Here is a 17,894-nt window from a genome sequence, read left to right on the forward strand (position 1 = left end):
GTCTCATGATTGCTAAGTTAACAACTTGCAATAATATTCATTCAACTCTATGTCCAGTCTAATGTAGTAATTCCACATCGATAAATCCATTTTAAGAGTTTTGAATTTTGTCTAAATCTAAATGAACATAAAAAAAACGCTTAAAAGCGGCTTTTTTATGTTCATAATATTGCGTTTTACAGTCTTGTGCAACGGTTACCGGTGTTGGCTGACGTTTTTATTTTTTAGGATCATTGTTTTTCAATTCCGAGTTATTTGCCCATTTTTTAAGTCTTTCATCAATTGAATTGAGTCCGAAAAAACTTGCTAAAAGTCCAATTGGCATTCCGATAATACTTCTAATAAATTCTTTCGGATTTCTTTTATAATCTTGATAATAACCAAAATAGATAAAAGCTCCGAAAAAAAGTATAAAGAATGATATAATTAAAAAACCAAACATATTTTAGAATGAACCGTTGTTAATGTATAATCCAATAATTACCGCAATGCAATGAATTCCGAGTAAGTAATATTTCCAGTTCGGTTTGTTATTCAGAATCAGAGCATAAGTTGGAATCTGTATGATTGCTATTAAAATTCCAACAATTCCGATTTCGTTTTTGAATTCCGCAATTAACATTGTGAAAGGGTAAATCAGTTTCGCAGGAATATAAGTTCCGTGGCCTCCTCCAGCCAAAAATATAGTCAGAAACAGCAATAGAATTGTGATTATTGTAGTTTGAACGATTTTCATTTCAGGTATTGCACACAACGTTTTTGTGTAACACGTCGTTGTGCGTTCGTTTTTTTAATTCCATCGTTTGTTTTTAATTCGTGTTTTTATTAACACAAATCTGCTCCAACCCTTATCAATATTAAAACTCAAGTTTCTTTTTCCAATAAGGACTTTACCATCCGAGAGATATGGTATTTGAGATATTATTAAATCCGAATCTATAATTGAATCATTTTCTATTTTGCTTAAGTTTTCTTGATTTTTAAATTCTCCTTTAAAAACTAATTTCAATGTATCCATCGAAATTTTAGTCCAAGTCCCTGTAGTTATTTTTTCCTTTCCAAGCTCATTTGAATTGTAATATTCGAAAGTATTGTCATCTTTCAGTTCAATTTGAGAACAAGCAGTGTAACTTTTTTCACATTTGCCATATAAGCCAACAACCGATTTATTTGTTGAGCACGAACTTAAAAAAGTAAGCAATAAAATCAGTTTAATGAATTTCACGATTTGGTTTTTAAAATGACGCACAACGGCAGTGGGTCTCAAAACTACCTGTTTATGTTTTAAAAGTAGTTGAAGTCACTGCGATATCCAACAAAAACTACATATGAAGTGTTTAAGGTTTTTAGGTGATGTCGTTAAGATTTAAATGAATAGGCTTTATTAGAAATTATAGAATTGTGTAACGAGTACTGGTGAACCGCTAAGATGCGCGTATCACATATAGAGCCTGTGCTGAACTTGTTTCAGTAATGCCGAGCAAGTTATATAGGTATTGAATGATTGATAATCCTATCGGAATTATCAACGATTCAACACCCCAAAATCAACATTATGAGGTAATTAAAAATAAAATATTAACTTTAAAGAACTGGACTAGGGCTTTTCATAGGATACATTGTTGCCTGCAGTATTTTATTTTTCATTCCGAGTATAAGATTTTTACTGCTTCGTCGAATTTTATTGGAAAATTATATTTCGAAGCAATTTTTATTCGTTCAGCACCTAATTCGGCTGGGCTCCATTCATTCGGGATTAATTCAGCCAATCTTAGAGCTTCCGAGTTTAATTTTTCATTTTCACTTTTCATTATTTTTGGTTTCTCAAGATTTCCAGTACTATCTATTTTAATTGAAATCCAAACTGTTCCTTTTTCGTCAGTCAGATTCATATTCGAGTATATTATTTTCGGAATACTGTCAAGGCCGTATTTAAACTTTGCAGGGTATTCAATTGGGTCAATAATTATGTCCGTTTGATTTTCAATTGAACCACTATCCAATTCCGTTTTTTGTTTTTCAGTTTTACAACTAAAAATCAGAATCGAAATTAATATGAGTAGCAGTTTTTTCATATTGCAGGCAACGGCAGTCTGTCTCAAAACTACCTTTTTATGTTTTAAAAGTAGTTGAAGTGTATGCGATATCCAACAAAAACTGCATATGAGGTGTTTTGGGTATTTTGGTGATATACTTTAGGTTTGAGCCTCTCTAAGCCCTCTAATAGCTTTAAAACACTTAAAAAACTATGTTTTATCGCTGCCTCAAGAGATACTTTTAGCTTGAACAGTCTTTTAAGATTATAAGCTAGCAGCATAAGACCTAAATCTGCTGAAGCAGCTTGTATTCCTTTTTTGGTCAAGATATGATTAAATCCCCATTGACGCTTTATGGTGCCGTAAGGATGCTCAACTAGTGCTTGCCGCCTTTTGTAGAGTTCACCGCTTTGAGCAATACGTTTGGCATTATCCTGAATGTTCTGGGTGTACTGACTGCGCTGTATTACTTTTCCATTGACTTTTGAAGTGGTACAGTTCTCCCGCACCACACAGGTCTTGCAGGCTTTGGTTTTGTATTGTTTAAAAGTGTAGTTACGTGCTTTGTACTGGGTCCCGTTAGAGGTTAGTGTATGTCCCTGCGGACAGGTATAAGTGTCTGGATCTGAGTTATAGTTAAAATACTCTGCGTTGTATCTGGGGTTTGGTGCCTGACTTTTTCTTCCAATAGCAGGTATGGCAACCAAGGTAGCAATGCCTAAATGATCTGCTGTATGAAACTCACTTCCGGTGTGATACCCTTTGTCATAAAGGGCGGTGAAGTGGGTTGTGCGTAAGATGGTTTTAGCTCTGGCGAGCATACCGCCCATTGCTTTTTTATCATTGGCGTTGGTGAGTTTATAATCGATCAGGATTTTATTTTGAGCATCTACGGTGGTTTGTGCAGTGTAGCATACTTCGGTAACGGTCCCGCGTACAATTTGATGTCTGCTGTCAGGGTCAGAGGTCGATAGTTGCGGATTGGGAGAAGAGGTATCCTGCTCCAGTTGGTTTTTTATCTGCTGGTATTTTACACGTTGAGCTTTACGGGTGTGTATTTGCTGTTGTACTTCTTCTTTGTGATCTCCATCAGCATTAGCCAGTTCCCGGTTATGTTCTTCGAGTTTTTTATCAATGTAATCCAGATGGCGCTGTATCTTCTTTTTGTTGTAGTTATTCTTCTTGCTGTTTTGGGCTCTGAGCTTAGTAGAATCACCGGCGATGAGCGTAGCCCCGATCAGGTTGAAGTTACGTGCGAGTTGCACGCTCTGGCGGAACACGCGCTTAATAGCCTTTGGGTTGTCTTTTCTAAATCGGGCAATAGTATTATGATCAGGCTGTAGGTTTTTGATCAACCAGATGACCTCGATATTGCGCAGGCATTCTTTTTCTAAGATGCGGGAAGAGCGCATCCGGTTCATATAGCCGTAAATGTAAAGCTTCAATAAATCTGCAGGATCATAGGGAGGTCTGCCCTGTGAGGCTTTGGATTGAAAGCCCAGCGCTTGAAGATCTAATAGGTTTACAAATTGATCGATCAGACGAACACTATTATCTTGAGGGATCATATCGTCTAAACAGGTGGTGTACAGGGTAAGTTGCTCGCGGGGTTGTCCTTGTTGATATTCCATTCATGAAATTAATCTTTTTAAATGAAATATCCTAAGTTTTGAGACAGTCTGACGGTCTCGTATAACCGTCAGTTACGGGATTAAAGTTAATGAATTTCGGTTAAAAACTGGCGTTAGCAATTCCGAGTGGATTCGGACGCAGTCGAATCCGCCGTAATTGCGGTTATACATTGTTACCATACGTTTTTATTTTTTCACACGTTTCAAATTCCGAGTTGCCCAAAATTCGTATCCATTTATTGGTTTTATTTTCCGTTTTCTTATTCTGTAACTTATGGTCGAATTGATTTCAGTCCAATTTTTGTCCGATTTACTTTCTTTCTCCAGTTTTATATTCAGAATCAGAGTGTCATTTTTAATTTTCCATTCTCCTTTTAATTCCGAATAAATTATTTCGTGATAATGGTAGAATTTAGTCCGATGAAAAGTTCCGTTTTCGTAAAGCACTAAACTATCAGAATCGATATAATTCCATTTTATTCCGCTACCAATTTCCGATTTAGTTTTTTCTTTTTTGAAAACATATTCAGAGTGAATTTCCTGTGAAATCACAAAGTTTATCAAAAGACTAAAAATTAATATTAGAACTGTTTTTCTCAAATGTATGGTAACGGATTTGTATAACAGAAGTAAAAACTTAAAATACTATACCTTTCCGTTGTGTATTATTGTTTGATTCTCTGCCGAACTTTAGGTCTCGGCAACTGACCTTTTTATTTTTGTTATACGTTGTTGTGCTTAGTGTTTTTAACCACACTTTGAATTAAATCAAACTTACTTTTAAAGTATTTCAACTCTCCTTTTTGGTAAATAAAATACAGGTTATTTGAAAGTCTTTTATATATGTTTTCAAACTTTCTCCCATTTTTATCTATATAGATAAACTCTTCATACTTGCCTAAACTAAAAGACTTTCCTTCTCCTAATTTTTGAAAATATATTTTAGGTAGATTATTTAATTTACTCTTTAAAATTTCAACCTTGTTTTCAAACTCTTCTTTAGTTAAAATACCATCCTCAAATAAACTTTTTAGTTTTTTATAATCTTCTGATGATTTCAGTTCTGAATCTTGTTTTTGGTTTTCAAGGTTTTTAACTTTATCGTTGTACTCTTGTGCAGTTAGAATTTCTTTATCCTTTAATTCTTTTAGAGAGTTTATTTTATCGTCAAAACTGTTTGTTTCTTTTACTGTTTGCTTTTCTCTTAAAACTTCGGGTGAGTTTTGTTTTCTATAATTATTTATTCCTAAAATAATTAGTATTGAAACCCATTGCAACGGCGGAAAAATAATACAAATTAGTAAAAATGCTTTTTGAGCTTTAGTAAATTTATCCGACTGATAAACATATAATGAAGAAGCTATGACTCCGCCAACTATTAATCCAACTCCAATACTTTTATCCATTAATCTTAATTTTCTCTAAAAATAGTTATATTTAACAAATTCTAAAATTTATATTATGGCATTAGAAGTAATCACAAAACCTGCTCAAATTACCGAAGATATGAGTCTCTATCTAAAAATAAGTATAGAGACCTCTAATAAACATATCGAACAAATGGCGGCAGATTTAAGAAAATCTCCTATCAATAATTTAGACCCAAAAGACGGTAGAAAAGCTATAATTACATTATCCGTAAACGAAAAAACTGGGTCAATTGAACAAAATAGGGAGTTTATACTTCCATAGGTTGTTTAATAAACGTATCTATCATTCCGTGAGCCATTTTCTCATATGTTCTTATTTCATATCCATTTTGTTGACACATTTTAATTGCAGAAAGTAATTTTCCTATTTCTTGCGTTGTTGGTTTTGCAATTTCTAAATAATTATTATCAGGTTTAATCCAATAATCTAATTGTTTTTCTATACTCATTTCTTTTTCTACATTAAGCACAACTTGTTATATCAGCACAAATATAGTTGATTATCAGAGTCCCTGTCGGGATATCAACACTTTTTATTGCTCTTTTTCATTTTCTGTTATTGGCAAAATCACGCCGTAAAACCCAGCGCTAAAACAGGTTAAAGCACTGGGTTTTGTACGCAATTCCTGCGTGCTTTAACCATTATTCATCCATAGTTTATCCGTTGTTTTACCATTAAACCCCAGTGTTTATGGGCAAACAATGCTTAATTAACGGATAATCAATGATTAAAGGGCGAACAAAATCAAATGAATATTAGGTTATTTCCTAATTTGCATTTAGCTTAGTTACCTGATAATCAATAAATTAAAACTATTATGGGAATGATGTCAAATAACGGTGGAGGAATGTGGTCCGGGCTGGTTGGTCCGGTAGTATTCGTACAAGACAAAAATGGGAAAACTATTGTGCGTAGCAAGCCGGTTTACAAGAAGAAGAAACTTACCCCTAAGCGACAGGAAAGCTGTGATCGGTTTACACGTGGTGGTGATTTTATTAAACCGATATATCCGTTTTTAAAAACGAGTTTTACCGATTGGCTTGAAATGAAAACTGCTAGGGATGCTGTACGCAGTTATACACTTACATATGCGGTGAAACAAGAGCAGGGGAAGCCGGTGATCGACTATCCTAAATTCCTGATCAGTACCGGGAAGCGAAGAGCTTACCATCCTGTACAACAGCAACGGGAGCATACCGAAGTATTTCTGGAATGGCAGCCCGATAGCACGCAAGCCTTTGCGCATGCTGACGATCTGCTGAGTGTGATGGGCTATGTGCCACAAACCGGCGCGTATGTGTTTTTTGAAGCCTGCGCGACACGTGCTGCCGCACAGGTAGCATTAGAACTTCCGGAAGCGCTCGCAGCGGCGCCGGTACATTTCTGGGCAACCTTCAGCACTCCTACAGGCGATAGCTATGCTTACAGCACCTATTTAGGGCTGTTGTAAGCTTTCGGGAAGCCGGGGCTAGCCTTGCATACGCTTGAGCAATTGTTTGATATAGGCTTTACGCACCATAAGATCCTCTAGCGAGGCTTCATAAGTCTGCGTAGCGCTCAATTTTGGGAAGCTGAGTTTGCCTTTGGCCAGCGAGTTACTCACTAAGAGATTGCCATAATTAAAGGCGAGAATCAGCTGCTGCAAACCGTCCTTGGGTTGGGGTTTAAAGCCTAAACGGGCTGCGGTGCGTTGATTCACGATATAGCTCGTCCAGCGGAGGGTAAGCGGTGCTTCCTGCTGCTCATAGGTTGCTATAAGATGCAAAAGCCCTTCTAAGTAGTGTTGTAGAATAAATGCAGTCCGCGCTTTGCCCGACGCTTTAAAGTCTAAAACATAGACATAGTCAAACAAGGTGCCGCCGTGCAGGTTAAGCACGCCGTCTTTAGGTGCTTCGGCCAATAGGAAAACGGAATGATAGCTCAGCTTTCCGGCTTTGACCATTCCGGGGACGTCTACAAAGGGAGCCAGAAGTGTGATGAGTATAAAACAGATCAAAATACCCACAAACAAGAGGTGCAACCACCAGAAGAGAAGAAAAGCCAATATGCCAAGTATAACGGTAATGCCTATGGCATATAACATATAGCGGTTTTGTTCGGCTGAAGTTTTAGCGAAATAGGGGTGTTGAAACGTGTTGCGCATAACAAAGGATCACTTGCCCGCAAAACTCGTACTTTCCTGTGAATTGCAAAATGAGCGATCAGCTTTTCGACAAGTGCTTCAAAAGTTGGTTTAAGATCTCGTCTTCTTCATCCAGCAAATGATCACGAATAAACAGATCGGGGAGTACCCCTTCGGCGCGCTCACTTCCATTTACACGTACGATATAGCCTTTGGCAATTTGTACTTCAATACCGGTAATGGGTAAGGTATACCGAAACACAGACGCATATAAACTGGGATAATCTGCGGTTTCTTCGCCTACCAGGGTAGCCAACTTATAGTCTTGAAGCTGTGCTGCCGTCACTGCGGCCTGCGAATAGGATTGCCGGTTGATGAGTGCATACACCTTGCCGGTATACCGCAAGTGTTCCGGTTGGGGTGATGTAGGCTCAAAACGATAGGCGTATTGCGTGCCGTTAGGGCGGTTGAGTGCCCGCTTCCAAAAGGCAGCAGTCGTGTCTTGCTTGGCCCTGATGTGTGCTTTAAGCGCTTCGCTCGTTTTTAGCCGGAAGCTGGAATTCCATTGAAACGGCTGCCGGGCAAGATAGCCTACCAGATAGTCGCTAAAGGCATCATCCCCTCCGGGATTGTTTCTCAGGTCGATGATAAGGTTTGCACTTTTGCGCGTGTTGATCGCTGTAAAGGCCGAATCGATAAAGCTTTTATATTCTTCAAGCGCACCACTAAAAGCGCCCGGACTCAAATACGCAGCCTGCTCATAGAACTGCAGCTTTTGTGTGCTGTTGATCACTTCGTTTCTACGCATTTCATAAGCTTCTATCGCGGGTATAGCAGCTAAAGTGTAGGTTTTGGGATGACCGTCTTCCTGCAGCGTTACGCTGAAGTTTTCCTGTGTACCAAAGACTTGCCAGTAATAGCGCGGGAAAGAAAATCCTTCTAAAAACGCATTGCTAAAATAGGGACGTTCGGCAGCGATCTGGGGGCGTATGCGGGAGACGATCTCGGTTATGGGCTGCCCATTGATGCGTAGCAGCCGTGTTCCGGGGTGAATTTCAGCTTCTGTAGACCAATTCTTTCTTACATACACCGTATCGGCTTCAAAGGCAAGCTCCAGCGGGAAAACCGTACCGCCTTCTTGTGCATAAGCGATGTAGGACGGGGCAGGGAAATCAATAAGCGTGTGTCCGTTCTTCAATAAGGCGGGAAGCTGTTGCAGCAGGTTTGTGGTTTCTAAAAGGCTTAGAGAATCCTGCGTGATCTTGTTGTATACATCTTGATACCCTGCTTCAAAAGCTTCTGGAGTGGTATAGGCAAAGGCATTATAGTGCGCGTCGATCAGCGTTTTTTTAAGTGTGTTCAGTTCTTCTCTGACCTCTTGTTTGCTGAAATAGGTTTGACCAAAACTCAAGCTGGTCATTAAAAGGCCTAAGGTCAAAAGCAATTGATGTTTCATTTCAGAGGTTTTTTAAAAGATGAGGTGTCGGTATTTTCGTTTCCTGAAGCAGTGTCGCGCAATTCAAGCATGTCTTTGTTGCTATTGGGGAACAATTTTAAAAATTTCTGCGGAAGTGGTGCCGTAATTGCGACGGGTTGCAGTTTTTGCGGGTGATTAAACCGAAGACTGAAGGCGTGCAGATACATGCCTTTTCCCTGAAGCAGAAGTTCTTTGGGGCAATAGTCCCGATCGCCTAAGATGGGATGGCCTATTCCGGCGAGATGTTTACGCAGCTGATGCCGCCGTCCGGTTTGAGGTTGCAGGCGCACAAGATTGAGTTGTTCAAAACGTGGCGAAGCTACCGAAGCCACAAGGGTATACACAGAAACGGCTGCTTTACCGTCAACAGGTGTATTGATGGTTCCTGACGCGGGCATCACGCCAAGGGTCACCGCATAATAGGTTTTGGTAATTGCTTTGTCTTCAAAAAGTTGGTTCAGCTGTCGGATGCTTTCGCGGGTTTTACCTACTAAAACGGCTCCGGTAGTTGCATAATCCAGACGGTGTGCCGGTTGTGGCGTGCAGGCATCGGGTGCGCTGCTTGCATTTAGATTTTGCGGTAGCGCGCGTGCCACCGTTTTAAAACTGTTGCCACTGACTAAGATACCGGCAGGTTTGTGTACCACGGCTAGAAATTCATCTTCATACAGCACATCTAAGACTAACCGAAGCTTTTTCTGATTATTCGGTTGTTGCGGTATGCGCAAGCTAAGCTGTTCACCACCTTTGATCCAGGTAGCCGTACTCGCCGGCCTACCGTCAATGCTTAGGTAGCCTTTCTTCAGCAATTTCTTCAATGCCGACTTGGTAGCAGCAGCTTTAAAAATGCCTACGCCGTATTCTTGCAACCGCAAGGGCTTTTCCTGAGGAGGGACGCTATGGGTTTCGGTGGTACTGATACTTTGCTTTTAAAAGAAGAGATTATAAAAGAAGCTGGAGTTTATGCGGCTTTTTTTCCGCTTAAAAACGGCTAAGGATTTTTTCATAGTAGTTTTCGCTTTAGGAACTTAAAAAGAAACTACTGCTGCAGTACGTAAAAGATAAAGCACGGCAAAAGTGCCTAAGCTTCCCACAACCAATGTGCCTTGCCAGTAAAACACACGAGGCGTCCACGTGTTCCACGCTTTTTTACCGTATGCTTTTTTAAAATGTGGGTGCGTAGTACAATAAAAGGCAGCGCTGATCACTACAAAAAGTAAGCAAGCAAGAAGGTAAAAGCTGTTCATAGTACGACTTTTAAGATTGATAGCTCAAGATAGGATTTTTAAAAAGATCTCTAGCTGTTGTGTTTAATCCATAAAATAGTGCAGCTAAGGACTAGCGTATTCCGGGTAATCCTTTAAGCTTCAAATCGGCATATACTTCCTGAACCCCATGATAGCTTTTGCCAAAGTCTATAGCTATGGTGTAGGTAATATTATAGGGTTTTAAAACAGCATCTACTTTGGCCTTGTTCCTTTTTGCGCTAGCTAAATTTTGGCGGTGTTTGTGTAGTGTGCCTATAGCCATACCTAGTGGAGCTAAGCCTATTGCCATTATGGTGAGCGGTACCGTTGAAATAAACCCTTGGTCGTAAACATAAACCCCAAAGAGGTAGCCACCGGCGATCACTGCCAGACCAATACTTAAAAAAGCAAAAAAGTAAACGTAGGTGAGTAGCTGTTGTTTCTGGAGTTTCGTGTAGTGGATGTTCACTTCTTTAAGTCGGTCTTCAAACTTCTGGTTCAATGTGATTTTTGAGCAGGTATTGCTGAATTCCGGCTTACGTGCGGTTAACGCACAGGTTGTTCCCTGAGCCAAACTTTTTTCTTGGTGGTCGCATAAATTGCAATGAAAAGAAGGATGCATCTGCTAAGCGGTGTTTTGATCGTTAAATAGGTCTGTGGAAGATACTCTTTTTCGCTTAGTAAACCTTGAAGTACACCTCGTGTATATCAATTCATGGATTAGCAAGGCTTAAGCATCCAATACGCCTGCCTCAATAAAACCTTCAGGAGATCTCGAAATGAAGCTTGTGTTTCTAGCGATTACCATCGCTGATTGCACCGAGATGGCTTATCGGGATACGCGTAAGCTGTACATCTTCTTTGTTGGTAGCATAGCCCACATACAGGTGCTCTTGCCAAAGCACACTTTTGGGGTAGCTGTAGCCGGCGCGTTTGTACTTGCCGGGCACGCGTAAGGCTTGTAGATCATTACCGCCACTGCGCAGTCTAAACGCTCTGTCGAAGAAAAACCCGTCATCGCTTAAGGTGATCACCAGCGGAAAGCGGCGTTTGCTGCCGGTGGGGTTGTTGACCATAAAGGCGGTGCCGTCGGGTAAATTCCCTGCGCTTTGTTTGGCTCGGGAATCGGGGGTGTTGATGAGTACGGGTGTAGACCATGTAACCCCCTGATCTTTGCTAAGGGAAGCCAATTTTTTAAACGAACTTTCCTGATCCCGAAATACCATTACGACAGCATCGTCGCTTCGGGAAAACCAGGAAGGTTCGATGCCGCGGCTCATCGTGGGGCTGCTGCCGGGCATTGGGGGTAGTGCTCCTGCGGTCCAGCCGCTTACCCCAAGGGGATCATCGGTATAATACGGGGTGCATTGCAGTCCCGGTTGCAGGTGAAAAGCAGTAAGCAAGCGACCACTTGGTAAAGCGCGTACATCTTGCTCGATGATGCCTAATACCGGCTGCCCGTAGGCTTCTGTTACCGGTCGTTCTTCTGTCCACTGTATACCGTCTGTAGAACTTCGGTAAACGGTATGGCCTTGCTTGGGATCTTTTTCAGCATCCTGCCATACATTGATATATGCGATCAAGGTCGTACCGTCACTATACCAGCCGCCGCTGGTTTTTATGCCGTGCTCTCCCATTGAGGTTAGTGGTTTTGGAGTGTCCCAATGCTGCCCGTCACTACTGCTGCTGTACATAACCTGAGTGTCTGGGCCGTCCTCATCTTTAGACGAACTCTGCCACTGCGCGTACAATTTGTCTTTAAACGGAAACAGAACCACCCCGTGATTGTAGGTGTTCTGCGTTGCTTTGGGAGCAAAGAGCGTAAAGGTTTCCGCTCCGGGAGCTTCATCTAAGCCTAAGGTATTGGGCTTGTCCAGATTAAAAAGCGGCGCAACACGAAAAGGGGCTGCGGTTTCTTGAGCTACTGAAGAAAACATCAGAACACTTAATAGGCTAAACACGAGGAATAAAAGTCTGTACATAAGGTGGCAGGTGGTTTAAATCATTCCTGTTCTGCTTCAAGTCTTTTGATCATTTGTTTCATCTCCTTGATCTCTTTCTTTTGCGCCTTGATGATTTCATCTGCCAGTTGACGTACTTCAGGATCTTTGATCTCAGCACGGGTACTGGTCAAAATAGCGATCGAGTGATGAGGGATCATGGCCTTCATCCAGCGTACATCTTCAATGGGCGTTTGAGTGCGTACCAAGGTGGTGGAGACTCCCATCAATAGCAGGCTTCCGCCTATAATTCCTATATTTTTGGCTTTGTTGGTATACATTCCCCGCATAAAAAAGAACATAACCAGCGCCATACCTCCAATCCCTATAAAAGTCATATACATACGCGTCCAACTGAAAAAAATATGACTCAGCTCATAGGTGTTGAAATACATGGTGATGTACATCGATAGCGCAGAGCAAAATAGCATCAAGACAAATTTGGTATAGTTTTTCATAGATGAAAATTTAAGGGTTAGTTGATTTTCTTAAAGTTAGATAATGCGCAAAAGATGAGATGAGTCCCGGTATTTAATTAGGAAGAGTTTAGCGTGTTTATTGGGATTCTTAACAAATCCCTAAGGTTTTGCAAGATTTGCCAGACAGAATTTAGGGATGTTCTACAATTAATAGGCATACCTTTTAAAGAATTGTTCGGCATCCTTAAGCTCTTGCAGGTTTAGAATATAGCATACTTCGACTAAGTCTGAAAAATCGACTCCGCCTTTGGCGATCGCTGCGTTGTTGTGCCGTCCTTCCTTCCCGTTGTACTGTGCCGAAAGTTTAAAAGCCAACTCCCAGAGCTTTTCAAGTTCGCGGTTCTTTAAGGTCAGGTTTAAAGGATTCACCTGGGCATCCCGCAAACCCGGCGAACCGTTACCTGTAGCGTTGCCGTCCGGGATCTTACGATAATCGGTAGTCGCTTTGACGTAAGTGAGGGCTTCGGGTGACGTTTTACGTTCATTCCAGTCGCTGTGTTGTACGATATGAATGCGCTTATGGGAATCAAGTTGAGGTACTTTTTGCAGTACTGCTTTGACCAGCGCTGCCGAAAAATCAGATTGCCCGGCCTCGGCGATCCAGAGGTCGCCATCTTGTTGTAAGGTTTCCAGCAACATAGGGAGTAGCTTCTCGATAGCCTGAGCAAAACCGTTGTGCGCGTCCGTCCATCGCGTGCCATAGGCCTGTTGCATCAGTGTGTTTGGCGGTACATAAAGCCCATCCTGAATGCCATAGGTTCCGGCGACGCCGTGATAGTTCAGCTGTTCCAGATCGGGGTGGGATAAGAGGGTAGCAAACCCGGCGATCGAGTGCAAATCATCCACATCGGTCTTACAATCGTAAAACAGCAGCAGCAGGTCTTTCTCGATAGTAAAGTCCGTTGGTTCTAAGTTGGAAGCTTCTTGCGCATAAGCGGTTGTACAAACGACCAAAAATGTGATACACAGGATAAGAATAGATTGCATAGGCTGTTTTTTGATGGACCTATAAATTAAGCATATTCTTTAGGATAAGCGTGGGATTTGTGGGTAAATGATTGGTTTTTAGAGTGCTATTTCTTTTGGTTGGCGATCTTTTGGTTGATGTTATCCAGGTCAATTTGATAGAAAGTCCATTCGGGATCTCCTGTTGCCAAGACGAGTTCTAAGGCTTTTTCATAGTGTTCTTTAGCCTTAAGCAAATCATCCATTTCTTCATACGCCATACCTAAAGTCGAGTGGGCATCAAAAGAATTAGGGTGTGCTTTTACATTTTCTGTAAATACTTCTACGGCGTACGGTTTGTACTCCTCAATTTTTATGAATTTATACCCTAAGTCGATTAACGCATATTCATTGGTGACCTCAAAACCATACTGTTCAGAGAGTTGGTCAAAATAGGCTAAGGTTTTTGTAAGCGCCTGTTGCGGTCCGCCTTGAGCTTTAATGGCTTCGGGAGTACTGGGCACTTCGTACTGGGTAGGTTCAAAAATATAGCGAAGCCCAAAAAAGGTAGATGGCAGACCGAGGGATCCGTGAGATTCTAAGGGCATAGACTCGTATTTGTAGCGTATGTTGGCATCCTTATGCGCATTGCTATAGTTGGCAAACTCACCGTTCAATTTGTAAATATTCCCGCGCATGGTACCGCCATTTTCTGTAGCTAAAGACACGTAGTAGGAGGTGTTTTTAAGTGGAGCAGGATCAGGGAATACATCTTCTAAAGCTTGTTCTATGGTTTTGTTTGTGTACCACAAACTCGGACTGATGATCACGTGACTGCTAAAAAGTTCCGGTTTTTGGAAAATAGTATAGACGCTAAAAAGTCCGCCTAAAGAGTGTCCTTCTAAAATACGATATGGGGAAGCTCTATAGTTTTTTTCAATATGCGGAATGAGTTCTTTTTCGATAAAAGATAAAAAGGCATCTGCTCCAGCGGTTGTTCCTAATCTTTTTTGATGATATTCTCCTATTTCTGAAGCGTCAGGGGTAAGGTCTCGAGCTCTGTTCGTATTGCGTATGCCTACAATGATCAAGTCGGGAATCTTTCGGTTAAGTATCAGATATTCTACCGTGCCCACTACGTGTTTAAAATTGTAGTAGCTGTCTAACAGGTATAATACGGGATAAGTCTTTTTTGTAGTGTCGTAATTTTGTGGTAAGTGAATGTCCAGTTTACGCTCTTCTTGCATGAGTTCAGAGTATAGGCTTTCGGTGTGGCCAATGCTGATATCGTTTTGTGCGGTTGCTGTAATGCCAAAAAACATAAGAACTAGAAGGAAAGAACATCTCATAAAGGAAGGTATAGTTTATAACGTAATTCCTTTAAAGCTAAGGTTTCTAAAGTAGAAGAGGTTTGTATTATACTTAAAGTTTAATACAGCGTGTTTTGGAATAGAGCTTGAAAAGCATTTACTTTAAATTAACTAATAAAAAAAGCGACAGCTCTTAAAGAACTATCGCTTTTCAATAAAGTTTGTCTGGCTTAGGCCTAGTCGGCGTAGGCGTGTTTATACGGTTTGCCTTGTAAGATTTTCAGCATATCTTGCTCGAGACTTTCGATAGGGTATTCTACAATGCGGCCCAACTCGGTACCGTTCTTACTAAAGATCAAAGTAGGAACACGCTTGATGTTTTTCCCTTCTTCCAAGCCTTCCGGCGTGGTTTTAGAACGATCTACTGTGATGAGTTCGATGTCTTGTGTTTTACCTGCCGCATCTAAGATCTTGTAGAAGCGAGGCGTCTCGCGTTTACTATCACCACACCAGGTTCCCATAAAAATGGTCACGTCTACATCTTCTAACAGTGGCTTGAGTTGCATCACCACATCTTTATTGATGTCGTACTCGGCATAGCGCGGGTTAAACCACGAACCAAAAGTACCGGTTTGCAGTTCCATACGTTCAGTCTCACCGATGAGCATTTCCGGTTGTTGTGGCGTTGCCGGTTTAGCCGGAGCTTCCGGTGCTGCGGGTGCCTCTGGAGCTTTAGAAGCACTGGTAGTAGTTGTGGTGGTCTTGCAGCTCACCAATGCACCCAGTGCAAGGGCTAAAAGGCCTGTTTTATACGTTTTCATAATGTGTATGTTTTAGCTAACCAGACTTTTCTGGTCCATTTCTTCAGGTTTGTCAACACCCATCATATCTAAGATGGTAGGAGAGACGTTTCCTAAGATACCGTCTTTTACGCTCTTGATGTCGTTGTCTACCACGATGATCGGCACAGGGTTGGTCGTATGTGCCGTGTTTGGCGAACCGTCTTCATTTTTCATGGTTTCACAGTTTCCGTGGTCGGCGATCACGATGGTGCTGTAGCCGTGCTCCAGACCGGTCTCGATCACGTCTTTAGCGCAGCTGTCTACCGCTTCGCAGGCAGCGATGGCTGCTTCGATCACTCCCGTATGTCCTACCATATCCGGGTTGGCGAAGTTGAGGCAGACAAAGTCTACTTCTTCTTTTTTCAATTCGGCAGTGATCTTGTCACGCACTTCATAGGCGCTCATCTCCGGCTTCAGGTCGTAAGTCGCAACATCTGGAGATTTTGCGATCAGACGGGTTTCGCCTTCAAATTCTTTTTCACGTCCTCCCGAAAAGAAGAACGTCACGTGTGGGTATTTTTCAGTCTCTGCAATACGGATCTGCTTTTTCCCTGCTGCAGAAACTACTTCACCAATCGTATTGGTCAGGTTGTCTTTATCAAAAATGATGTGAATGTTCTCAAACGTCTGATCGTAATTGGTCATCGTCACATAGTACAGATCAAGCTTCTTAGTATCCTGCTCCGGGAAGTCTTCCTGAGAAAGCATACGCGTCAATTCGCGTCCACGGTCGGTACGGTAGTTAAAGAATAACACCACATCGCCTTCTTTGATCGTGGCAACCGGTGCATCATTTTCGGTGATCACTAAAGGTTCTAGGAATTCGTCGGTAGTACCGTCTGCATAAGATTGTTTGATCGCAGCAACCGGATCTGTAGTTTTGGTCCCGATCCCTTTTACCGCAGCGTCATAGGCTTTCTTTACACGCTCCCAACGGGTATCGCGGTCCATCGCAAAGTAACGTCCCGTGATGCTCGCCAGTTTAGCGCCGTTTTCTTTCGCATACCCATCAAGGTCTTCAATAAAGCCGGCACCGCTTTGTGGGTCAACGTCACGACCATCGGTAAAGGCGTGTACATAAACTTCTTCAACACCCACTTCATTGGCTGCTTTGATCAGGCCTTTGGCGTGGTCGATGTGCGCGTGTACGCCACCATCTGAAACCAGACCTAAAAGGTGAATAGGCTTCTTGTTTTCTTTCGCGTAAGCAAAAGCATCTTTAAGCTCTTTTTGCTCGCGTAATTTATCTTCTTTAAGCGCTTTGTTGATCTTTGCAAAATCCTGGTATACAATGCGACCGGCGCCTAAGTTCATATGACCTACTTCGCTGTTTCCCATTTGCCCGTCAGGCAAGCCTACATTACCACCGTGGGTAAGCAACTGCGCGTGTGGGTATTTGGTGTATAACGAATCAATAAACGGAGTTTCAGCAAGATCTACTGCAGAAACTTCTTTATTAGGTGCAAATCCCCATCCATCGAGGATCATTAAAATGACTTTCTTATTCATGGTTTTTCTAGTTGTACTGCAAAGATAATCACTCTTAACGCGAATTACGAAAACTTTGCGTTTTAATAACGTTAGCTTCGGGAGTGTGCAGCTGTGGGATTAATTGCGGTATTTTGTAATAGCGGCACGTATTTTCTCAATACGATTATCGGGGTCGGGGTGGCTGCTCTGAAACTCCGGTACGCGTTGGCCGCCACCAGCTTCTTTTAAAATCTGCATCACCTCGATGAGCGCTTCGGGATCATAACCGGCCTCAAGCATAAACTTTACACCCAGATCATCACTTTCAAGTTCATCGCCGCGACCATTCTTAAGCAGGATGGTTTGGCCTAACTGACTGGCGAGCATTCCCGCGTCTGCGCCTACTTGCGCCCCGGTGGCCACTGTGTTGGCGAGTTCGCTTTGCGCAATACGCTCCGCCGAATGTCGCCCCACCACGTGACCGATCTCGTGCCCCAGAATACCGGCTAATTGATCTTCGCTGTTCAGTCGTTTATAAAGCGCGTAGGTAATAAAGATCTGCCCGCCCGGTAACGCAAAGGCATTTACCGTATTGGGATCACTCAGTAAATGAAATTCATAGGTATAGGGTGTCTCCTGAGCGATGGTGTTGTCTACCAGTTTTTTACCCACAGCATCTACCTGATCTTGCAGGCGCTGATCCGGATACAAGCCGCCGTGTTGTTCGGCCATTATGGGAGCATTCTGTAAACCAATGGCGATCTCTTCTTCGGTAGAAAGGCTAATGGCTTGTGTTCTGCCGGTGTACGGGTTTTCTTCCTGACTCCCGCAATAGCGGATAACGCCAAAAGCAACGATGGCTACGCCTAAAAATAACTTGAGTGCTCTTCCGCCTAATTTCATA

Annotated in this window: 21 protein-coding genes; 2 read left to right on the forward strand and 19 right to left on the reverse strand. The window is 42.0% G+C overall.

Annotated elements, in window-relative coordinates:
• Positions 1 to 217 precede the first annotated feature (217 nt).
• The 6 genes from WA338_RS17305 to WA338_RS17330 form a co-directional block, all read right to left on the reverse strand.
• A complete protein-coding gene (locus WA338_RS17305) occupies positions 218 to 442 on the reverse strand; it encodes a hypothetical protein (protein WP_009781367.1) in 225 nt (74 codons plus the stop codon).
• Positions 443 to 790: 348 nt separating this feature from the next.
• A complete protein-coding gene (locus WA338_RS17310) occupies positions 791 to 1,267 on the reverse strand; it encodes a hypothetical protein (protein ID WP_009781365.1) in 477 nt (158 codons plus the stop codon).
• Between the two features lie 376 nt (positions 1,268 to 1,643).
• Positions 1,644 to 2,102 (reverse strand): energy transducer TonB, encoded by a 459-nt coding sequence (locus WA338_RS17315; RefSeq protein WP_040532928.1) that lies wholly within the window; start codon positions 2,100 to 2,102, stop codon positions 1,644 to 1,646.
• 17 nt (positions 2,103 to 2,119) lie between these two features.
• Positions 2,120 to 3,667: an IS1182 family transposase gene (locus WA338_RS17320; RefSeq protein ID WP_009780326.1), complete on the reverse strand. Its 1,548-nt coding sequence runs from the start codon at positions 3,665 to 3,667 to the stop codon at positions 2,120 to 2,122.
• A gap of 186 nt (positions 3,668 to 3,853) precedes the next feature.
• Positions 3,854 to 4,267: a hypothetical protein gene (locus WA338_RS17325; protein WP_336094330.1), complete on the reverse strand. Its 414-nt coding sequence runs from the start codon at positions 4,265 to 4,267 to the stop codon at positions 3,854 to 3,856.
• Positions 4,268 to 4,389: 122 nt separating this feature from the next.
• Positions 4,390 to 5,073, reverse strand: coding sequence for an SHOCT domain-containing protein (locus WA338_RS17330; protein ID WP_336094331.1), 684 nt, complete (start codon positions 5,071 to 5,073; stop codon positions 4,390 to 4,392).
• A 55-nt stretch (positions 5,074 to 5,128) separates the two neighbouring features.
• Between WA338_RS17330 and WA338_RS17335 the strand changes: the two genes are divergently transcribed.
• Positions 5,129 to 5,359: a hypothetical protein gene (locus tag WA338_RS17335; RefSeq protein WP_336094332.1), complete on the forward strand. Its 231-nt coding sequence runs from the start codon at positions 5,129 to 5,131 to the stop codon at positions 5,357 to 5,359.
• Here the strand turns inward: WA338_RS17335 and WA338_RS17340 are convergent.
• Positions 5,346 to 5,567, reverse strand: coding sequence for a hypothetical protein (locus WA338_RS17340; RefSeq protein WP_336094333.1), 222 nt, complete (start codon positions 5,565 to 5,567; stop codon positions 5,346 to 5,348). The genes WA338_RS17335 and WA338_RS17340 overlap by 14 nt on opposite strands.
• 354 nt (positions 5,568 to 5,921) lie before the next feature.
• Here WA338_RS17340 and WA338_RS17345 point away from each other — a divergent pair, with 354 nt between their 5' ends.
• Positions 5,922 to 6,548, forward strand: coding sequence for a DUF6266 family protein (locus WA338_RS17345; protein ID WP_154648956.1), 627 nt, complete (start codon positions 5,922 to 5,924; stop codon positions 6,546 to 6,548).
• A gap of 18 nt (positions 6,549 to 6,566) precedes the next feature.
• On the opposite strand, the gene WA338_RS17350 is transcribed toward WA338_RS17345, so the two are convergent.
• The 12 genes from WA338_RS17350 to WA338_RS17405 all read right to left on the reverse strand — a co-directional run bounded on the left by WA338_RS17350 (position 6,567) and on the right by WA338_RS17405 (position 17,893).
• Positions 6,567 to 7,241 carry a hypothetical protein gene (locus WA338_RS17350; protein WP_040532918.1) on the reverse strand — a complete coding sequence of 225 codons (675 nt, stop codon included), beginning with the start codon at positions 7,239 to 7,241 and terminating at the stop codon, positions 6,567 to 6,569.
• A 58-nt stretch (positions 7,242 to 7,299) separates the two neighbouring features.
• Positions 7,300 to 8,676: a S41 family peptidase gene (locus tag WA338_RS17355; protein WP_009781347.1), complete on the reverse strand. Its 1,377-nt coding sequence runs from the start codon at positions 8,674 to 8,676 to the stop codon at positions 7,300 to 7,302.
• Positions 8,673 to 9,566, reverse strand: coding sequence for an RluA family pseudouridine synthase (locus WA338_RS17360; protein ID WP_009781346.1), 894 nt, complete (start codon positions 9,564 to 9,566; stop codon positions 8,673 to 8,675). Before WA338_RS17360 ends, WA338_RS17355 begins: the two co-directional genes overlap by 4 nt.
• A gap of 159 nt (positions 9,567 to 9,725) precedes the next feature.
• Positions 9,726 to 9,944: a hypothetical protein gene (locus WA338_RS17365; RefSeq protein WP_009781344.1), complete on the reverse strand. Its 219-nt coding sequence runs from the start codon at positions 9,942 to 9,944 to the stop codon at positions 9,726 to 9,728.
• 91 nt (positions 9,945 to 10,035) lie between these two features.
• Positions 10,036 to 10,566 carry a hypothetical protein gene (locus WA338_RS17370; RefSeq protein WP_009781343.1) on the reverse strand — a complete coding sequence of 177 codons (531 nt, stop codon included), beginning with the start codon at positions 10,564 to 10,566 and terminating at the stop codon, positions 10,036 to 10,038.
• A 172-nt stretch (positions 10,567 to 10,738) separates the two neighbouring features.
• Positions 10,739 to 11,926 (reverse strand): exo-alpha-sialidase, encoded by a 1,188-nt coding sequence (locus WA338_RS17375; RefSeq protein ID WP_230199278.1) that lies wholly within the window; start codon positions 11,924 to 11,926, stop codon positions 10,739 to 10,741.
• Positions 11,927 to 11,946: 20 nt separating this feature from the next.
• On the reverse strand, positions 11,947 to 12,402 hold the full coding sequence (locus tag WA338_RS17380; protein ID WP_040532916.1) for a DUF305 domain-containing protein: 456 nt from the start codon (positions 12,400 to 12,402) through the stop codon (positions 11,947 to 11,949).
• Positions 12,403 to 12,570: 168 nt separating this feature from the next.
• A complete protein-coding gene (locus tag WA338_RS17385) occupies positions 12,571 to 13,137 on the reverse strand; it encodes a hypothetical protein (protein WP_336094335.1) in 567 nt (188 codons plus the stop codon).
• Between the two features lie 359 nt (positions 13,138 to 13,496).
• Entirely contained in the window at positions 13,497 to 14,717 is a 1,221-nt protein-coding gene (locus tag WA338_RS17390; RefSeq protein ID WP_154648954.1) for an alpha/beta hydrolase-fold protein, read from the reverse strand.
• A gap of 197 nt (positions 14,718 to 14,914) precedes the next feature.
• Positions 14,915 to 15,499 carry a thioredoxin family protein gene (locus tag WA338_RS17395; RefSeq protein ID WP_272986723.1) on the reverse strand — a complete coding sequence of 195 codons (585 nt, stop codon included), beginning with the start codon at positions 15,497 to 15,499 and terminating at the stop codon, positions 14,915 to 14,917.
• Positions 15,500 to 15,511: 12 nt separating this feature from the next.
• Complete coding sequence (gene gpmI, locus WA338_RS17400) at positions 15,512 to 17,029, reverse strand: 2,3-bisphosphoglycerate-independent phosphoglycerate mutase (RefSeq protein WP_336094336.1); 1,518 nt, start codon at positions 17,027 to 17,029, stop codon at positions 15,512 to 15,514.
• A gap of 99 nt (positions 17,030 to 17,128) precedes the next feature.
• A complete protein-coding gene (locus WA338_RS17405) occupies positions 17,129 to 17,893 on the reverse strand; it encodes a M48 family metalloprotease (protein ID WP_336094338.1) in 765 nt (254 codons plus the stop codon).
• Between the last annotated feature and the right edge of the window lies 1 nt (position 17,894).

Source organism: Leeuwenhoekiella sp. CH_XMU1409-2 (assembly GCF_037029365.1).
Lineage (GTDB): Bacteria > Bacteroidota > Bacteroidia > Flavobacteriales > Flavobacteriaceae > Leeuwenhoekiella > Leeuwenhoekiella blandensis.

Excerpts from the sequence above, each read along its gene's own strand:
- WA338_RS17305 (WP_009781367.1), bottom strand. The coding sequence starts at position 442 with ATGTTTGGTTTTTTAATTATATCATTCTTTATACTTTTTTTCGGAGCT.
- WA338_RS17320 (WP_009780326.1), bottom strand. The coding sequence starts at position 3,667 with ATGGAATATCAACAAGGACAACCCCGCGAGCAACTTACCCTGTACACC.
- WA338_RS17330 (WP_336094331.1), bottom strand. The coding sequence starts at position 5,073 with ATGGATAAAAGTATTGGAGTTGGATTAATAGTTGGCGGAGTCATAGCT.
- WA338_RS17335 (WP_336094332.1), top strand. The coding sequence starts at position 5,129 with ATGGCATTAGAAGTAATCACAAAACCTGCTCAAATTACCGAAGATATG.
- WA338_RS17345 (WP_154648956.1), top strand. The coding sequence starts at position 5,922 with ATGATGTCAAATAACGGTGGAGGAATGTGGTCCGGGCTGGTTGGTCCG.
- WA338_RS17350 (WP_040532918.1), bottom strand. The coding sequence starts at position 7,241 with ATGCGCAACACGTTTCAACACCCCTATTTCGCTAAAACTTCAGCCGAA.
- WA338_RS17355 (WP_009781347.1), bottom strand. The coding sequence starts at position 8,676 with ATGAAACATCAATTGCTTTTGACCTTAGGCCTTTTAATGACCAGCTTG.
- WA338_RS17365 (WP_009781344.1), bottom strand. The coding sequence starts at position 9,944 with ATGAACAGCTTTTACCTTCTTGCTTGCTTACTTTTTGTAGTGATCAGC.
- WA338_RS17370 (WP_009781343.1), bottom strand. The coding sequence starts at position 10,566 with ATGCATCCTTCTTTTCATTGCAATTTATGCGACCACCAAGAAAAAAGT.
- WA338_RS17375 (WP_230199278.1), bottom strand. The coding sequence starts at position 11,926 with ATGTACAGACTTTTATTCCTCGTGTTTAGCCTATTAAGTGTTCTGATG.
- WA338_RS17380 (WP_040532916.1), bottom strand. The coding sequence starts at position 12,402 with ATGAAAAACTATACCAAATTTGTCTTGATGCTATTTTGCTCTGCGCTA.
- WA338_RS17385 (WP_336094335.1), bottom strand. The coding sequence starts at position 13,137 with ATGCAACAGGCCTATGGCACGCGATGGACGGACGCGCACAACGGTTTT.
- WA338_RS17390 (WP_154648954.1), bottom strand. The coding sequence starts at position 14,717 with ATGAGATGTTCTTTCCTTCTAGTTCTTATGTTTTTTGGCATTACAGCA.
- WA338_RS17395 (WP_272986723.1), bottom strand. The coding sequence starts at position 15,499 with ATGAAAACGTATAAAACAGGCCTTTTAGCCCTTGCACTGGGTGCATTG.
- gpmI (WP_336094336.1), bottom strand. The coding sequence starts at position 17,029 with ATGAATAAGAAAGTCATTTTAATGATCCTCGATGGATGGGGATTTGCA.
- WA338_RS17405 (WP_336094338.1), bottom strand. The coding sequence starts at position 17,893 with ATGAAATTAGGCGGAAGAGCACTCAAGTTATTTTTAGGCGTAGCCATC.